Below are 16,394 nucleotides of genomic sequence, written 5' to 3'. Positions count from 1 at the left end.
CATGCCGTCACTGGCGATATCATCGCCCCCATCCGCAAGCTCGGCGACGCAAAACGGAAAGCGACCCGCCAGGATGCTGCTGACGTCGCCGAAGCACTCGTCAATATCCGAACCTATTTTATGCCGAAGCGGGCAAGGCAGAAGTTCTGAAAGAAAGTGCTATTGCGATCCCGTCAACGCCGAAAGCAGTGGGCTGTTCGTCGCGCTCACGAAGAAGAAGGGTTTGTTGCCGCCCACGGCCGATACGGTCTTCCTGCCCGTAGATACGTCCGCCATGGACGACGCCGCGCTCGGGCGTGAGGAGGTTGCGCGCGAGCCCGCACTGATCGAGTTGCGTCTGAACTATGGGCGTAGCCTTCGCTTCGATAGCGGCGTCGATGCCACCGTCCTGACGCGGCTCATCCGGGCGGTTGAAGCGGCATGATTGGACCAGGAACCGGTGTTCGAGTGTATCTTGCCTGCGGGATCACGGACATGCGCAAAGGAGTTGAGGGCCTGGCTGCGCTTGCGCAGGATGTATTGCGCCAGAAGCCGACGGGCGGCGCAGTCTTCGCCTTTCGAGGAAGGCGTGGCGACCGTTTGAAACTTCTGTATTTTGATGGCCAGGGCTTCTGTCTGTATTACAAAATTTTGCAGAGGGGGCGTTTTCCCTGGCCTTCAGCAGCAGATGGAACGGCCCGACTGACAACGGCGCAACTGGCGATGTTGTGGGAAGGGATTGATTGGCGACGTCCCAACTGGGGCGCCCCGCCGGCGCGTGTCGGTTGATTTTATCCCTCTGAATCTGCTTGTTTTTATGGATATTCCTCCTGGCTTATGCTAGTCAGGTTCATGTCGAACGCGAGCCAAAATCTTCCCGATGATCCGGCCTTCCTGAAGGCAATGATCGCCGCCCTGCAGGCGGAAAATGCGAAGATGTCGGCGACGTTGCAGGCGCACGACCAGTTGATCCAGACGTTACGGCTGCGCATCGCCAAGCTGAAGAAACAGGTCTTCGGCAAGTCCTCGGAAAAGATCGAGCGGGAAATCCAGCAGCTGGAATTGGCGCTGGAGGATCTTCTCATCGCCGCGGCGGAAAGCGGCACCAAGCCGCTTGATGAGGTCGATGAGGCCGCGCCTGTCGCACCTGTGGCGGGCACGCCCGAAAAGACAATGCGCCGCCGTCCGCGGGTGTCGGAAAAGGCAGCTCGCGAGCGCAAAGAACTCGATCCTGGTACCTGCTGCCCCGATTGCGGTGGTGAACTGCGCCTTGTTGGCGAGGACGCGAGTGAAATCCTCGACATGATCGCTGCGCAAATGAAGGTCATCGAGGTCGCTCGATTGAAGAAATCCTGCCGCTGCTGCGAGAAGATGGTGCAGTTGCCGGCTCCCAGCCGTCCGATACCGGGCAGCATGGCGGGGCCGGGTCTTCTGGCTTACATCCTGGTCTCGAAGTTCGACGACCATCTGCCACTCTATCGTCTGAACGAGATCTTCGCCCGCATGGGCGTCGATATCCCCGATAGCACACTGGTCGATTGGTGCGGTCGCGCCATGCAGGTGCTTCAGCCTTTGATCGAGCGGATCGAAGCGGCGATCATGGGCAGTGACCTCCTCCATGCCGATGACACCCCGATCCGGGTGCTGGATCGTTCGCTACGAGACAAGGGATTGGGCAAAGGCGTGAAGAAAGGCAGGATCTGGACATATGTCCGAGATCAACGGCCATGGGCGGGTGCTGCCCCGCCTGGGGCGGTCTACTACTTCGCCTCGGACTGGAAGCAAGAACACGTCCATCGTCATCTCCGGCAGGCAAGCGGCATCCTTCAAGCTGACGGCTACAAAGGCTACGGGAAGCTTTATGAACCGGGCGCGGAGGGGACGTCGCGCTTCCGAGAGGCAGCCTGTTGGGCGCATTGGCGCCGCGACTTCCATGATATCTGGACATCGAACAAATCCGAGATCGCACGCGAGGCTCTCGACCGTATCGGCGCGCTTTACGACATCGAACGGGACATTGCCGGTCAACCTGCCGGTATCCGCCTTGCCGCACGTCAGAAGCACAGCAAAGCAAAGGTCGAAGCACTCCGCGTCTGGGCCGAAGCGCAACTGACCCGCATTCCGGGCAAGAGCGATTTGGCGACCGCTCTCCGGTATGGCCTGAGCCGGTGGTCCTCGCGCTGCCTGTTCCTGGACGACGGTCGTGTCGCCATCGACAACAATGCCGCCGAGCGAGCCCTGCGTCCGATAGGAGTTGGAAGACGCAATTGGTTATTCGCCGGAGCCGACACCGGGGCGGAGACCCTGGCGCGTGCCATGACGATCATCGAGACGGCAAAGATGAATGGCCTCGATCCGCAGGCCTATTTGGCCGATCTGCTCGACCGCATCCACGACCACAAGATCAATCGCCTCGACGAACTGCTTCCTTGGAATTGGTCACCTGTCACCAGCATCTGCGCCGAGGCAGCCTAATGGCAACAATCACCTATGTGCGCACGCTCAAATATGTCGCTGAAATTCTTGGCGAGGATCCGGAGCTTCTCCGGGCAATCATCTCCAACGATGATAATCTGACCTACGGCAGCATCATCAGCGTCTATAACGGGGAGGACGAATCCATCACCGCGCTGACAGACGACGGCATGGAGGAACTGGAACAGATGCTCTCCTATGCTCGCCGTTCACCCGACGAATGGAACGACTTCCTCGACTGCTTTGTCGACGACGAGGAGCTGGTCGCCCGCTTCAAAGCGAAATCTCCGCGGTAACAATCGGTCGGTTACTTTTCGCAGAACATCGCGCACCGTTGGGGAGAAGCACGCAGTTGCTTGATTTCGGCGTAGGATGGGGTCGAATTTCAAGATTTTTCCTTCGCGAGGTGCCAAAGGAGAACATCCACGGGATCGATGTTACCGAAGAATTTGTCGATATTTGCAGAGAGACTTTTGGTAGTGGCAACTTCCATGTCACCACGCCGTTCCCACCAACGGACATTCCATCGGCATCGATAACGCATGTCGTTGGCTATTCGGTCTTCTCTCACCTTTCAGAGGAGGCGTGCGCTGCGTGGATGAAGGACCGTATTCTCGCGCCAGGCGGAGTCGTCGCGCTGACAACCAGAGGGCGAACGTTCTTTGACTTCTGCGAGTCGTTGGGCGGAAAACGTGAAGAGGGATATCTTGGTGCTCTCGCGACAAGTTTTGACGATTTTGCGGATGCTCGAAGGCGCTACGACCAGGGCGAATTCGTTCACTCGAATGCCGAAGGCGTCGCAGGCGGCGGCGCAATGAGCTCGGAATTCTATGGCGAAACCTTTATCCCGCAAGCCTATGCGGTCAAGGCTTACGCTCCAGGGTTCGAGCTTATTAATTTCCAGCCAGAGGAAACAAGGCGGCCAAATCGGTTTTGGAAGAGACAAAAGGCTAATCCTCGCCCACATCCGATCATGTTTTTTAAGAAACTATGATGAATTGCGCCCGTCTCCGCTCGGTGTCCGCTGGAACGCGGCAAGAACATTGATCTGGGCCGCGTTGCAGCTGCGACGAATGGTTCCAGTCAAAAGTGAGCGTCCGGTGAGCGGATTTTGCTGAACGAGCCAGTTAGGCGATGTTCTGGCATTAGAACCAGCATTAGTGCTGGGATTAATTCCAGGTCTGAGAGGTTGGCATGGCTCGCATGGAGATTTTTTGGGCTCATCTCCATATTCGAGCAGCAGTAACCCAGCTTTACGCTGTCACCCGCGCCGCTCGCCGATAGCATTCGACACAAACTTGCGCCGTCCACAAGGTGGCGTGTTCGGTACGCATTCGGCGTAGGCCGCAGCGGTAGAGCGGTTTGCATGCTATGCTTGGTAGATGGATATCGACGAGGACAAGATCGACGACGCTGTCCTGGCACCGCTATGGCTGACGCTGCATGACGGGCGTCGGGCGTGGAAGGGATTTGATTGGAATGCGACAGACCGACTGTTCAAGAAGGGCCTGATCGGCGATCCGGCGAGCAAGACGAAGTCCTTGATCTTGACGGATGAAGGCCTGCAGCGATCAGAGGAATTGTTTCGGGAGTTGTTCATGCGGCCGAGCGGCTTTTTGGCGATGACACCACCATTCCCATCCAGGCCAAAGACAAATGCACGACCGGGCGAATATGGACGTATGTGTGCGATGACCGGCCCTACGGCGGAGCGGTAGCGCCGGCGGCCATATACTATGCTTCGAGCGACCGCCGCGGCGAGCATCCGCAGAAGCACCTGGCCGAGTTTGGCGGCATTTTGCAGAGTGATTGTTACAATGGCTTCGAGCCGCTCAGTGTCGCCGAAAAGAAAGCGGTACCGATCACATTCGCCTTTTGCCATCGCATGCGCGGCGCAAATTCTTTGAACTGGCCGATATCCAGAAAAATGCCCGCGACCGCAAACGCAAAGGCAAGCCGATCTCGCCGATCGCCCTGGAGGCCGTCCAACGGTACGATGCGCTGTCGAGATCGAGCGCGAGATCAATGGATTGAGCGCCGCAGAACGACTGGCCGCGCGGCAGGAAAAGAGCAAGCCGCTGTTCGATGACATGCACGAGTGGCTGAAACGGGAGCGCGCCACGCTCAGCAGATCGTCCGAGGTGATCGAGCCGATCGATTACATGCTGAAGCGCTGGGATGGCTTTGCCCGTTTCCTGGAAGATGGCCGGATTTGTCTCACGAACAATACGGCCGAGCGGGCTCTGAGAGGAATTGCACTCGGGCGTCGAAACTGGACCTTCGCCGGCTCCCAGCGTGGGGCCGATCGTGCCGCCATCATGCTCTCCGTTATCACGACCTGCCGTCTCAACGACGTCGACCCAAAGGCGTGGCTCGCCGATGTGTTCGCCCGCATCGCCGATCTTCCTGTCTCCCGCCTGCACGAACTGCTGCCGTGGCAATGGAAGTCACACAAAGGGACGGCTATTGCGGCCGCCGCGTAAACAGCTTCCGGAACAACACTTCCGAACGCGCCAAGCCTTCATCGGTCAGGATCAATGACTTCGACTTGATGACTGGGTCGCCGATCATGCCCTTCTTGTGAAGCCGATCCGTCGCTGCCCAGTCGAAGCCCTTCCAGGCACAACGCTCGTTATGCAGCGTCAGCCATAACAGCGCCAAAACGGCATCATCGATCTTGTCCTCATCGATCTCCATGAACCGACGTTACCACGCGCGGCGCCCAAAATCCTGCGGCCCTGCTCGGATGGATACCCTTCTGACGAAGAATGATCGCCTGATTATCGGCTTCCTTGGCCTTGGCGACGGCAAGATCGGCTAAGGCGGCGGCGCGTTCCGCACGTGCTACGACCAGCTCAGCCTCGAGAGCCGCGGCATAATCGGGATACTGTTCCGAGCCGGTTTCCATGCTCGAAGTGAATCATAAAGCCACTGATTTGCATAGCTTTTCTTCAGAATCCAAGCCGCAAATCCACCTATCCGGCGCTCGTCGGCCGCCATGTCTGTTGCGGGTTTCGCCAGCCTATTCCAGACAGAAGATAGGAGAGTTGCGCAGAAGAGATGGTCACTGCACCGCCCTCAACGTTCGGCCAGATGAACCGCCCCCGCTCCAACTTTTTTGTAAACGTGCAGCTGCCCTGGCCGTCGTGCCAGATCACCTTCAGATGATTGCTCCTGCGGCCTCGAAAGCAAAACAGATGCCCACAGAATGGATCTTGCTTCAAAATCTCCTGGACCTGCAGCGCAAGGCCGGGGAAGCCGCGCCGCATATCCGTATGGCCCGTCGCGAGCCACACCTTAACCCCACTCTCAAACGGGATCATAGCGCTCTCGACCGTCCCAGAACTTCAAGCACCCGAGACAACGTCGCCTGATCAAAGCCGACGCCGACTCGCACGCTCCGGCCATCGCCGACATCGATCTCGATTGGGCAAGGCTGCGATCGAGCAGTACAGCCTTCCGGCAAATCCGACATCGCCACCTTGACCGGAACGAATCCCAGTCGGGCGCCGCCGTTCTCAACAACACCAAATTCGCGACGCCACCGGTAGACCAACGACCGATCAATCTCGTGGCGACGAGCAACGTCCGTCACCGAGGTGTCGCCGTGCAAAGTTTCCGAAACAATTGCCTCTTTGTCGGCGGGTGAAATTCCGGCGCCGCACACTCCCGGCCAAAATCTCAAAATCATGAATAGACACGTCGTTATCCTCGTGGTTAGCAACGTGGCGAAAACGCCAGCCTCACGAAAACAACCTCAATTCCTCAATAAAACAAGGCGGCCCTGCCCGTAGGCATACCGTGTTCGTTGCGCTCACCCTTGAACTCGTCCGACCATTGCCGCCGGACTTGCCTCGGCGCACCTTCCAGAGGACCGGCGACAGCTTCAATCATATGGAAAGTTCTATGTTCAGACATAGGAGCAGACATAGAAGTTCACGCCCGAGTTCATTCATTCAGCGGTATCAATAAATCCACCAAACTGCCTTCGCCAGATGGGATAGATTCACCGCTTACGTTCGTCAAAACCCTGAAGCGGGATTACATCCGCATATCAGGTCTACCGGACGCCGAAACAGCGCTCCGGCTCATTGGCGGATGGATCGAGGGCTACAATGAAATCCATCCCCATTCCGCGCTCAAGACGGCTTCCCCTCGGCAGTTCATCAGGGCTAAATCAAACTAGCCGACATGTCCGGTGAAACGGAGAGCACTCCAGTATGCGCTCACACTCGCTCTTCAACTAGAAGTCAAGTCGGACATCTGCCTGCGATTTTCTGTTGTCTCCTTCACCACGAACTGAGGTGGCCTATTGAGACGAATATATATCCTCCCAACATACTCGCCTATAATTCCTAAAAACACCATCTGAACCCCTCCCACAAACAGGATCGTGACAATCACAGATGCCCAACCCGGTTCCAGGTCGGGGTTGGCGATCCTGCTAACAACCACGCCGACGAGTGCCAAAAGGCTAAGTAGAGCGACAAGAAAGCCTACAAAAGTGGCGATTCTCAATGGATACACAGATGATCCTGTCGCCATTTTTAGCCAAAGTGACACTAAACGCTTCAGGTTGTAGCTACTCTCCCCGGCTAACCTTGGCTGGTGGTCGATGTCGATTGCCTCAATGGAGCTAGTTGTCGCAAGTAGAAGTCCGTCGATATATGGGTAAGGGCCGGTATATCGTAGGATGTCCTTCGCCACATCGCGATGAATCGCTTTGAAGGATGAAAGGTACAGCCCGCGTGGCTTTTTCAACAGCAGTCCTGCCATAAAATCGTTGAAGGAACTACCCCACTTCTTCCAAGTTGCGTGCTGCCGGTTGTGGTAACGAGTATAGCAAACATCCGCACCCCGTCGCACAGCATCAACCAGCGCCTCTATTGCGGCTGGTGGATGTTGAAGATCTTCATCCATAATGACGATAACTTCGCCGCGCGCATGGGCGATTCCGGCCATCGTCGCGTTATGCTGACCAAAGTTGCGACGCAAGTTGATGCCGACCACCTCGGGATGGCGTTCAGCCAGCGAGCAAATCGCTGGCCAGGCATCAACAGGTCCACGATCATTCACAAAAACCACTTCGTAGCTATTCGCGAAGTTCGTGTTCGAGAGAACCGCATCAATCTGGTCCCGAAGGACGCCGATAGTTTCGCTGCCGTTATAGACTGGCACCACTATAGAAACGTCGACCATGGTCATTAGGTACCTATGTACTTGGGGAAAAGTGCCGGCATATTAGGATAAAGGCGAGCCAACTCGTTGAACAATTGTCGCCTCTCCTCCTCTGTAATTGCTCTGGCTCGCCGGTAAAGGAAGGCAGTCACACCTTTTTGCAGGCTGTATTCGGATACTCGGCTATATGCCCCGCCGAGACCGGTCCCACTCAAAATCCACCTTCCAGGTAGCAAGACGTTCTCCTGCGTGCCCGGTGCAAGATGGCTCTGATCCGGGGTAGCTACCACAACGTATTGAGCGTCCAGTATTTCACGGGGAAATCCCTGAACGGCGGCGATATGTGGCATCGCGATTAACGATGCCTTCAGCTTTGGATTTAACGCCGCGAGGAGTGAGTCCGAAAGATTCGCGCTCGACGCAAACACTGCCGCCTTTGAACCATCAGTCACTTTCCCCTCGAGGTCAGCCGTGAGCCGTTGATACTCTTGGTAGTTGTCAAGGTGGAGCGGCGTCATGTCGAATGCGGGAAAGAGTAGTCTACCCCCGTACCCTAAGTTGCGGGAAAAGGAACTTGTTGCAATCAACAAGATAAGCACACTGCAAGCAGCGACAAACGAAAACGTCAACCTTGTCTTTCTGACCAACCCTTCCAGAGCAACAATCATTAAAGGTGACAACCACATAAAGATCGGCAGCGAATGGTGCAAACCCATATATTGTGTGCGAATGAAAAGGAGGAAGGTGCCCACACCAGCGCATAGGCAGAACACTGCCTCAAAGTTTAGTCGCCTAACTGCGATTACACTGCCAACTGCCATCAAACCGATTGTCAATATGCTTGCGCGGTCACTTACAAGCATGACGTGTTTGGTAAAAGTGGTCTGGTAGGCTCCGTAAAGCTCAGAATAAGACGTTGTGATCGCCCGCAGTGCAAAATCGGACTGAAAAGCAACAAGGAACACTACAAAAACAACTATTGCGGTGCATAGACCAACGCACAGCGAGAGAACGCTCCTTGCCGGCTGGCGGTCAGCCATGCGTTGCCACACGCCTATGACGAGAGCACAGGCGACGAATAAAACAATGCTATAGGCGTACCATCTCCGCAGGAGAAATGGGGCATACAAGCACAAGCCAATCGCAGCTCCAAATTTGAGCGGTGATTGCTTGAGGAAATTTGACTTGAATAGCAGTAAGGTTGCGCCGGCCAAAAATATGATGCCGACGATGTCAGGCTGCCCTCGGAGCGAGGGCATCCAAAGGGCCGGAATTGTCGCGCAGATAGCAAATAAGGCCACAGATGCCTCTATCTTCGCGACACGAGCGACCATCAGCGTCATAACAAGCGCGGCTGGTATTAGATAAGCAACCGCGATGGCGATGATGTAAGGCGTTCGGTCTTCGCCAAACAAAAAATAAAACGGCAGCAAGCCAAGGACCGGCGCAGGATTATAGTCCGCTGTTCTGATCTGCTGGAATACCGTCGCGATCGTCCCAAGGGGGGACGTCGAAAACATGTAGCCGTAAGCTTGAAACCCGCCCCAGTATCCGGTGAAGTCCCAGATGTAAGCAGGGTGCTCTACGTGAACATAATGAGCGCACATAGCAATCGCTATGATCACCGATATTGCTAGTGTCGATGTCCAGCGCATCGCGCGATTGTGCATATGTGCTCCCGAATTGCTTGCTTAACTGAGGCAGCCGATGTTATTGAGCGGCCTTTGATAGCGGGAGTGCGGCGCTTGAGCAACCAGGCCGGCAATGAATTTGATGCCTATCGGAACTCGTATAAAGATGCAGTGAACGGAGCGATTTCGTTCTCTGGCTTGGACGTCGATTTCTTCACCAAAGCAAAGGCAGCCCGGCTGGTTGACCTATTAGAGAAGGAACTCGGCGACCCTTCTAAGCTGTCTATCCTCGATGTTGGTTGCGGCGTTGGCACATACCACCCTCTACTTCGAAATCATGTTGGCAAGATAACAGGGATAGACCCTTCGTTAGCCTGTATCGAGGAGGGCCAGTCCAACAATTCTGATGTCGAGTATTATCACTACAACGGCGATGTCATGCCGCTTCCGGACGGTGCCTTCGATGCTTCCTTCGCCATTTGCGTGATGCATCATGTTCCTCCGAAGCAATGGGCGCTTTTTGTCTCCGAGATGGCGCGAGTGACTCGGAAAGGCGGCGTGGTCGTCATATTCGAGCACAATCCATATAACCCGTTGACCAGGAGGGCCGTGAATACGTGCCCGTTCGATGCAGACGCAGTCCTCTTGACCAAGCGACAGACAATCGCACATCTCAAGGAGGCTGGATTGGAGGATGTTCGGGGGCGCTACATTCTAAGCGTTCCAGCAATGGGTGGGATGTTACTTAAAATTGACGAGTTCCTTGGCCCATTACCAACTGGGGCGCAATATTTCGCCTACGGAGTCCAGCGATAGTTTGGAGTAAGGTACATATATTGAGGGTGGCAAGGTTTGCTGCCGTGGGCGCAGCAAATACGCTGATGTATTTTCTGCTGGCCAACGCGCTCGTTTACATTGTCGGTTTGTCTGGCGATGTGGCCGCATATGCCGCCTACACAATGATATTGCCGGTTTCCTTTGTTGCGCATAGGCGGGTAACCTTTAGATCGAACGGCGACCGCACAACCGAGCTGGTTCGGTTCTTTTTGTTGCAAGCGATGTCCTTGTCGATAATTGCGGCGGTTAATTACGTGGTGGCTGGCTACCCCTCATCTTTTGCTTGGATAGGGTTTGCATTGATTAGCCTCCTAATACCACTGGCTAATTTTATTGTTATGCAATTTTGGGTGTTCAACGGCAGCAAATAGAGGGCGGCGCTACATGCCGCCCCCTGATGTCCGTCTGCAAACCGGCTGTCGTATCCGATCATCGATGCACACTATATCGTTCGTGGCCGCCAAGGCGGCTTACAATTGATTTCGCCTGGATTCTACGCAGACCAAACGGCTAGCGCTGTTCCGTTCCAGCGGCTATAAACCAGTCGAAAACGAGGGGACAACATTTGTGAACAAACCGATCCTGCACAACGCGCAGTCAAAAACGACCGCCGTTCCGCCACCAGATTTCCAATCGGTTGTTCGCAACTTGTTTTCCGTATTGCTGATCAGAAAGGACGAACGCCGATCCTTCTTGATTGCATTGGTGCTTGTCGCTTTCGCGCGCGCTCAGGCAGCATTCGACTTCATCTATGCAGTTGACGACTACCGTCAGATCATTGGCGGACTTTCTTCGATCTATGAACTGCTACTAAAGCAAGGCCGTTTCGGCACATATTGGCTCTCGAAGCTGTTTGATATCGTTGGCTTTGACCCCATGAGGGCGCCGTTCGTAACTATTGTGATCTCAGTATTTCTATCAACATGGGCTGCCAACCTGGTCCTTCGACTGTGGACTTATGAGCTGTCCGACATCGTAAGAGCGCTCCTTATCGCCGTCATCGCGGCACATCCATTCACTGCGGAGATTTTAACCTTTCGGGGAATTGCCATTTACCACATATTGGCTTTCACGCTGGTTGTGGTTGCCGTCGCGATATCTGGCCGTAGCGTTTGGAGAATATTGGTATCGTCGTTGGTGTTTTCTACCGCATTGACTCTATATCAAATACCACTCAACTACATTTCTGTTTTCGTATGTTTCGACGTCGCCTTGAGGGCGATAAGACATCTCATGAAAAGCGAGAGAGTACCGGTCGACTACACCCTTCATGACCGTTCCTTCTATGATAGATTTCTTACGATTTTTGTGGGCTGCGCTTTCTATTTCGTCCTCCTCAAGATATCGACGCAAGGCGTTCCGCCACTTGGAGAACGATCCGCAGTGGTCGAGTCTTACGAAATCCCGGGTCGGCTTCTGTATGGACTCAATGCCTTGTACGGGCATTTTATAACCGGCACCATCTATGGAACTCCCTTGGTTCCCAAGGCTATCCTTGCCGTCCCGCTTCTCTTTGTTGGAGTCACACTTGGGGAAATACTTATCCGAGCGAGAGACCCCCGCAACACCGCGATAGCTATCGCGATTGTTGTGGCCACCCCTGTGATAGCGGGCTTCGCCATGCTGGGTGCCCCGCTATTTTTCGCGATGCTTTGGTTTCCGCCACGGATGCTGCCGCAAATCGGCCTTGTGTGGGCCGGAGTGACCGTTATGGCTTTGACTGTCTGCCGGGTAATGCCGAGGCAGTTCTTTACCGCAGCCCTCGGCGTTGTCGCCTTTTCATTCATAGCGCAGAACAACCAAATATTTATTGACCAAGCTCGCGTCGCCACAAGAGATCACAACCTGGCACTTCGCTTGATAGAGCGTCTTGAGGGGCAACCAAATTTCACGGCCATGAAATACATCGCCCTAGTCGGCGGGCGAGATGATTCGAGCGCGCCGATACCGACCGGCATGTGGGGGTTCAACGACTCCAACCTCAGTCATCCGTGGGCGGTCGCCCCAATGCTCACCGAAATAACGGGAATCGCCATAAAATCACCCCCTAATGATGAGGCGAAAGCGGAAGCCGAAAGGTACTGCCAAGGCCGCAGCCACTGGCCCGCTCGAGATGCGGCAATCATCCAAGGCGAGCTAGCTATAGTTTGCTTGCAAACTGGGGGCGCACCCGAATGACGCGGAACAATGAACTGAGAAAGTCTTCCGGTTGGCGCCGTTTTCGGTCGCGGTCTACCTTTCGTCGTGCCGGTTTCCGCACGCTGATCGCCGGCCGGCACCAGCTGAAGTCAAAGCCTTTCTAACATCCTCACAATCTGAAGCGTCCTATGGACCGCAAGCGTAGCTGGATGTATTGGATCAGGACGCAGTCGAAAGCCATTCAGATCGCCTACGAGTATTCCGGGACGAGCAGCCTGCAGCAAGACCTGCCGCAACTTTACGAACGGCCTGGTTCAAAGGAAAGTTCCAGGGGCTGAAGGGGGCAACGGGGCCGACCGGCTCGTTGAGGAGGGGCGAACCGGGGAGGGGCAACCCGACCGTACGCCCTTCGGGTTTCCTCGGCGAACCAGTCGATCATATCGGCTGCTCCCAACGTCTCCGCCCCTGGCTTCGGCGATCGGCTTGCCCTGCTCGAGGGTCATGATCGTTGCGATCTTCTGTGAGCGCAACGAACACGCCACCTTGTGGACGGCGCAAGTTTGTGTCGAATGCTATCGGCGAGCGGCGCGGGTGACAGCGTAAAGCTGGGTTACTGCTGCTCGAATATGGAGATGAGCCCGTGAGCGCAACGAATGGCCCACGGCATGTCAATGCCGGGTGAAATTTCCCCAGAAGTGCCGAAGTAAAATTCCCCAATTATGCCGCCCCGGACGACGTGGAGAATTGGGTATTTTTCGGCGGTCTGCCGCGTTGGCGTTGCGGCGGGGCGAAGGACGGCGGGGTGATCAGAGTGAACCGCGCCGGGTTTGCCGGAGGCTCCAACTTCTGAGAAAGTGGAGCCGATATGAGCAAGACAACGAACAAATTTTCAGCTGAAGTCCGCGCCCGCGCGGTGCGGATGGTTTTGGATCACGAAAGCGAATATTCCTCGCGGTGGGCCGCGGTTTCCTCGATCGCCGCATAGATCGGCTGCACGGCGCAGACGCTCAATGAATGGGTGAAGAAGGCGCAGGTGGACGATGGTTCCCGGCCCGGGCTCCCAAGCGACGTCGCGGAGAAGATGAAGGCGTTAGAGCGGGAGAACCGGGAGCTCCGTCAGGCCAACGAGATACTGCGCAAGGCGTCTGCCTATTTCGCGATGGCGGCGCTCGACCGCCCATTGAAGCGATGATCTCGTTCATCGACGAATACCGGTCGGTATTCGGGGTCGAGCCGATCTGCAGACTGCTGCCGATTGCCCCATCAACCTACTATGAGAACGTTGCCAAACGCCTGGACGTGGACCGCTTGTCGGCCCGCGCCTGAAGCAACATCACCTTGAAGATCGAGATACGCCGTGTCTTCGAGGCGAACTTCCGTGTCTATGGCGTGCGGAAGGTCTGGCGGCAATTGAAGCGTGAAGGCTTCGATATAGCCCGCTGCACGGTCGCTCGGCTCATGAGATCGATGTCTATGTGGCGTTCGTCATCGACGCCTTCGCCCGCCGCATCGTCGGCTGGCGGGCGAGCCGGACGGCGCATGCCGGGTTCGTCCTCGACGCTCTGGAACAGGCTCTTCATGATCGGCGTCCCGTTCATGGCGGCGGCCTCGTGCATCATTCCGACAGGGGCGTTCAATACGTGTCAATCAAGTATTCGGAGCGACTGGCCGAGGCGGGAATCGAGCCTTCCGTCGGAAGTGTCGGCGATAGCTACGACAACGCCCTCGCCGAAACGATCAACGGTCTCTACAAGGCCGAGGTCATCCATCGGCGCGGACCATGGCGCAGCTTCGAAGCGGTTGAATTCGCAACCTTGGAATGGGTCGACTGGTTCAACCATCGACGGCTTCTGGAGCCCATCGGAAACATCCCGCCAGCCGAAGCCGAGGCGCAGTATTACGCCATGCTGGACGAACCAGCCATGGCTGCATAACTTAAACCAAACAGCCTCCCGCAAAGCCGGCGCGGTTCAAAGAGCTGGGATGGCGTGGCCGCTATGATCTGGCCACCGGGATTGATATGACCGTAGCTTGGTTTAGAGATCAGGCTCGGCCTAAAGTCTAGGTACATACCACGTCGAGAAGTCACGCTGGAGGAACATAATGTTCGTTGATAAAATTCTGAAAAAAGTGCGTGTACAGTTCGCAAAAGATAATTGGTTCGAAACTGTTTGCGAAAGCTACAGCAACCCACCGGTGATATTTAGAGGCACGAAATTGCCTGCATTCCCACCGGATATAGTCCAGATAAATTCAACAGGACAGGCGGGAAAAAGGACCCTGGAAGAAGCTTTTGTCTTTTATGAAGATTGCGTAAGGACCTTCGCAAGACATGGGTCAGCGATAAAGAGTTCGGACAGATTGCTTGATTTTGGTGTTGGCTGGGGCCGCATAGCTAGATTCTTTCTGAAGGAATTGCCGCTTGAAAACATCCACGGTCTCGATGTGGTCGAAGAATCTATCGAAATTTGCCGCGAAACATTTGGCAGCGACAACTTTAGTGTTACGTCGCCGTTTCCGCCGACTGGTCTACAATCGGCTAGCTTCTCCCATATCGTTGGCTATTCGGTTTTTTCGCATCTTTCTGAAGAGGCCTGCTCTGCGTGGATGGAGGAGTTCCATCGTATCCTAGCACCGGGGGGTGTCGTAGCCTTAACAACGCGTGGGAGGCCCTTTTTCGACTTTTGTGTATCTCTCCGCGGCAAGAACCATCCAGGATATCTGGGTGCCCTTGCAAACATCTTCGACGATTTTGGCGCGGCGCGATCCCAATACGATCGAGGTGCGTTTGTTCATTCCAATCGAAACGGCGTCAACGGTGGGGGGGCCATGACTGCAGATTTTTATGGAGAGACGTTCATACCGGAAAAGTATGCAGAACAGGCTTACGCCCGTTGGTTCGACCTTCTGGAGTTTCAATACGATGCGAGCAGGCAGACGCATCCGATCATGTTTTTTAAGAAGAAATGAGAAAGATTGTTGGCACTAGTACAGGCCGGCGGAAGTTTGGACGCATTTTCTATGCGGTCAAGGGTTTGCCGGCCCAGGTCCATTTGAATGGCTTTGCCATTGTCTCATTGAAGTAGTCGATGAAGCACTCAATGCGGTCTTCGAGATCGGCGGTGGAGGTGAAGGGTATCCATCCGAGCAGGGCCGCGGGATTTTGGGGCGCCGCGCGTGGTAACGTCGGTTCATGGAGATCGATGAGGACAAGATCGACGATGCCGTTTTGGCGCTGTTATGGCTGACGCTGCATAACGAGCGTTGTGCCTGGAAGGGCTTCGACTGGGCAGCGACGGATCGGCTTCACAAGAAGGGCATGATCGGCGACCCAGTCATCAAGTCGAAGTCATTGATCCTGACCGATGAAGGCTTGGAGCGTTCGGAAGTGTTGTTCCGGAAGCTGTTTACGCGGCCGCTGCAATAGCGGTCGCCTTTTGTGCCTTCGTGCCTTCCCTTCCCAAGGCAGTAGTTCGTGCAGGCGGGAGACGGGAAGATCGGCGATGCGGGCGAACACATCGGCAAGCCATGCCTTTGGGTCGACGTCGTTGAGACGGCAGGTCATGATGAAGGTGAGCATGATGGCGGCACGATCGGCCCCACGCTGGGAACCGGCAAACGTCCAGTCCGTCCAGTTGCGGCGACCGAGAGAGCTGGCTCGGTTTGTCTGAACAGTTCCGGGCGTTTCGCTAAGTGGATTTCCGCCTCGATTATGCCGCCACCATCATTGGCGCCAGCGCGTTGAAGTAAGCCTGATCCGGCGTCTGCCGGTCAAGGGATGAATGTGGACGTCGGGTATTGTAAAAGGTCAGATAGCGGCCGATGCCAGCGCGGGCCTCGGACACGGTCTTGTAGGCATGGAGATAGACCTCCTCGTATTTGATCGACCGCCAGAGCCGCTCGATGAAGACGTTGTCGCGCCATGCACCCTTGCCATCCATCGAGATTTCAATCCCGGCCTTCTTGAGTACCGAGGTGAAGTCGATGGAGGTGAACTGCGATCCCTGGTCGGTATTGAATATCTCTGGCCTGCCATATCGGCAAAGAGCTTCCTCGACCGCTTCAATACAAAAGGCCGTCTCCATCGTGATCGACAGCCGCCATGAAAGCACTCGTCGACTGAACCAATCGACGACGGCGCAGAGATAGACGAAG

General features: G+C 55.5%; 17 protein-coding genes, 7 pseudogenes and 1 other annotated feature. Of the genes and pseudogenes, 15 read left to right on the top strand and 9 right to left on the bottom strand.

Going from position 1 to position 16,394, the window contains the following annotated elements; genetic code table 11:
• From FHX09_RS28710 to FHX09_RS28675, 8 genes and pseudogenes are all read left to right on the top strand, one after another.
• Positions 1 to 150 (top strand): annotated as a pseudogene (locus FHX09_RS28710) (YecA family protein); the annotation flags it as partial.
• 73 nt (positions 151 to 223) lie between these two features.
• Positions 224 to 424, top strand: coding sequence for a hypothetical protein (locus tag FHX09_RS28705; protein WP_184451038.1), 201 nt, complete (start codon positions 224 to 226; stop codon positions 422 to 424).
• A complete protein-coding gene (gene tnpB, locus FHX09_RS28700; protein WP_008535377.1) occupies positions 421 to 768 on the top strand; it encodes an IS66 family insertion sequence element accessory protein TnpB in 348 nt (115 codons plus the stop codon). Before FHX09_RS28705 ends, tnpB (FHX09_RS28700) begins: the two co-directional genes overlap by 4 nt.
• Positions 769 to 831: 63 nt before the next feature.
• On the top strand, positions 832 to 2,454 hold the full coding sequence (locus FHX09_RS28695; RefSeq protein WP_184451036.1) for an IS66 family transposase: 1,623 nt from the start codon (positions 832 to 834) through the stop codon (positions 2,452 to 2,454).
• Positions 2,454 to 2,750, top strand: a complete 297-nt coding sequence (locus FHX09_RS28690; protein ID WP_132595311.1) for a hypothetical protein — start codon at positions 2,454 to 2,456, stop codon at positions 2,748 to 2,750. Before FHX09_RS28695 ends, FHX09_RS28690 begins: the two co-directional genes overlap by 1 nt.
• A gap of 56 nt (positions 2,751 to 2,806) precedes the next feature.
• Positions 2,807 to 3,448: a class I SAM-dependent methyltransferase gene (locus FHX09_RS28685; RefSeq protein WP_210301604.1), complete on the top strand. Its 642-nt coding sequence runs from the start codon at positions 2,807 to 2,809 to the stop codon at positions 3,446 to 3,448.
• 388 nt (positions 3,449 to 3,836) lie between these two features.
• Positions 3,837 to 4,061: pseudogene (locus FHX09_RS28680) on the top strand (DUF6429 family protein); the annotation flags it as partial.
• Positions 4,055 to 4,937, top strand: a pseudogene (locus FHX09_RS28675) (IS66 family transposase); the annotation flags it as partial. The pseudogenes FHX09_RS28680 and FHX09_RS28675, both read left to right, overlap by 7 nt.
• On the opposite strand, the gene FHX09_RS28670 reads toward FHX09_RS28675, so the two are convergent.
• The 4 genes from FHX09_RS28670 to FHX09_RS28655 form a co-directional block, all read right to left on the bottom strand.
• Positions 4,918 to 5,151, bottom strand: coding sequence for a DUF6429 family protein (locus FHX09_RS28670; protein ID WP_184451033.1), 234 nt, complete (start codon positions 5,149 to 5,151; stop codon positions 4,918 to 4,920). The pseudogene FHX09_RS28675 and the gene FHX09_RS28670 overlap by 20 nt on opposite strands.
• Positions 5,138 to 5,362 (bottom strand): hypothetical protein, encoded by a 225-nt coding sequence (locus tag FHX09_RS28665; RefSeq protein WP_184451040.1) that lies wholly within the window; start codon positions 5,360 to 5,362, stop codon positions 5,138 to 5,140. The genes FHX09_RS28670 and FHX09_RS28665 overlap by 14 nt, the downstream gene beginning before the upstream one ends.
• 67 nt (positions 5,363 to 5,429) lie before the next feature.
• On the bottom strand, positions 5,430 to 5,777 hold the full coding sequence (gene tnpB / locus FHX09_RS28660; protein WP_184451031.1) for an IS66 family insertion sequence element accessory protein TnpB: 348 nt from the start codon (positions 5,775 to 5,777) through the stop codon (positions 5,430 to 5,432).
• A complete protein-coding gene (locus FHX09_RS28655) occupies positions 5,774 to 6,145 on the bottom strand; it encodes a transposase (RefSeq protein WP_246699532.1) in 372 nt (123 codons plus the stop codon). Before FHX09_RS28655 ends, tnpB (FHX09_RS28660) begins: the two co-directional genes overlap by 4 nt.
• A 327-nt stretch (positions 6,146 to 6,472) precedes the next feature.
• Here FHX09_RS28655 and FHX09_RS28650 point away from each other — a divergent pair.
• Positions 6,473 to 6,640: pseudogene (locus FHX09_RS28650) on the top strand (integrase core domain-containing protein); the annotation flags it as partial.
• Between the two features lie 53 nt (positions 6,641 to 6,693).
• Here FHX09_RS28650 and FHX09_RS28645 read toward each other — a convergent pair.
• Positions 6,694 to 7,659, bottom strand: coding sequence for a glycosyltransferase family 2 protein (locus tag FHX09_RS28645; protein WP_184451029.1), 966 nt, complete (start codon positions 7,657 to 7,659; stop codon positions 6,694 to 6,696).
• Positions 7,659 to 9,302, bottom strand: a complete 1,644-nt coding sequence (locus tag FHX09_RS28640; RefSeq protein ID WP_184451027.1) for a hypothetical protein — start codon at positions 9,300 to 9,302, stop codon at positions 7,659 to 7,661. The genes FHX09_RS28645 and FHX09_RS28640 overlap by 1 nt, the downstream gene beginning before the upstream one ends.
• Positions 9,303 to 9,377: 75 nt before the next feature.
• Between FHX09_RS28640 and FHX09_RS28635 the strand changes: the two genes are divergently transcribed.
• From FHX09_RS28635 to FHX09_RS28625, 3 genes are all read left to right on the top strand, one after another.
• Positions 9,378 to 10,079, top strand: a complete 702-nt coding sequence (locus tag FHX09_RS28635; RefSeq protein ID WP_184451025.1) for a class I SAM-dependent methyltransferase — start codon at positions 9,378 to 9,380, stop codon at positions 10,077 to 10,079.
• Between the two features lie 44 nt (positions 10,080 to 10,123).
• Positions 10,124 to 10,471, top strand: coding sequence for a GtrA family protein (locus tag FHX09_RS28630; RefSeq protein ID WP_210301603.1), 348 nt, complete (start codon positions 10,124 to 10,126; stop codon positions 10,469 to 10,471).
• A gap of 196 nt (positions 10,472 to 10,667) precedes the next feature.
• Positions 10,668 to 12,278 (top strand): glucosyltransferase domain-containing protein, encoded by a 1,611-nt coding sequence (locus tag FHX09_RS28625; RefSeq protein WP_184451021.1) that lies wholly within the window; start codon positions 10,668 to 10,670, stop codon positions 12,276 to 12,278.
• Positions 12,279 to 12,506: 228 nt separating this feature from the next.
• Here the strand turns inward: FHX09_RS28625 and FHX09_RS28620 are convergent.
• Positions 12,507 to 12,766 (bottom strand): annotated as a pseudogene (locus FHX09_RS28620) (aldehyde dehydrogenase family protein); the annotation flags it as partial.
• 491 nt (positions 12,767 to 13,257) lie between these two features.
• Between FHX09_RS28620 and FHX09_RS28615 the strand changes: the two are divergent.
• The 3 genes and pseudogenes from FHX09_RS28615 (at position 13,258) to FHX09_RS28605 (ending at position 15,666) form a co-directional block, all read left to right on the top strand.
• A pseudogene (locus tag FHX09_RS28615) lies at positions 13,258 to 14,173 on the top strand (IS3 family transposase).
• Positions 13,386 to 13,502: a sequence feature (AL1L pseudoknot), on the top strand. Its footprint overlaps the pseudogene before it by 117 nt.
• Before the next feature lie 169 nt (positions 14,174 to 14,342).
• Positions 14,343 to 15,209: a class I SAM-dependent methyltransferase gene (locus tag FHX09_RS28610; protein ID WP_184451019.1), complete on the top strand. Its 867-nt coding sequence runs from the start codon at positions 14,343 to 14,345 to the stop codon at positions 15,207 to 15,209.
• A 223-nt stretch (positions 15,210 to 15,432) separates the two neighbouring features.
• On the top strand, positions 15,433 to 15,666 hold the full coding sequence (locus FHX09_RS28605; RefSeq protein WP_184451017.1) for a DUF6429 family protein: 234 nt from the start codon (positions 15,433 to 15,435) through the stop codon (positions 15,664 to 15,666).
• A gap of 30 nt (positions 15,667 to 15,696) precedes the next feature.
• Here FHX09_RS28605 and FHX09_RS28600 read toward each other — a convergent pair.
• Together FHX09_RS28600 and FHX09_RS28595 are read right to left on the bottom strand one after the other, a co-directional pair.
• Positions 15,697 to 15,891: pseudogene (locus FHX09_RS28600) on the bottom strand (transposase domain-containing protein); the annotation flags it as partial.
• Between the two features lie 58 nt (positions 15,892 to 15,949).
• Positions 15,950 to 16,394: DDE-type integrase/transposase/recombinase (locus FHX09_RS28595; protein WP_184451015.1), on the bottom strand; the 445-nt coding region annotated here is incomplete at its 5' end.

The organism is Rhizobium sp. BK538 (assembly GCF_014197575.1).
In the GTDB taxonomy this organism is placed as follows: domain Bacteria; phylum Pseudomonadota; class Alphaproteobacteria; order Rhizobiales; family Rhizobiaceae; genus Rhizobium.
The sequence above is the reverse complement of the archived record's forward strand: the minus strand, read 5'-3'. Positions and strand labels throughout refer to the sequence as shown.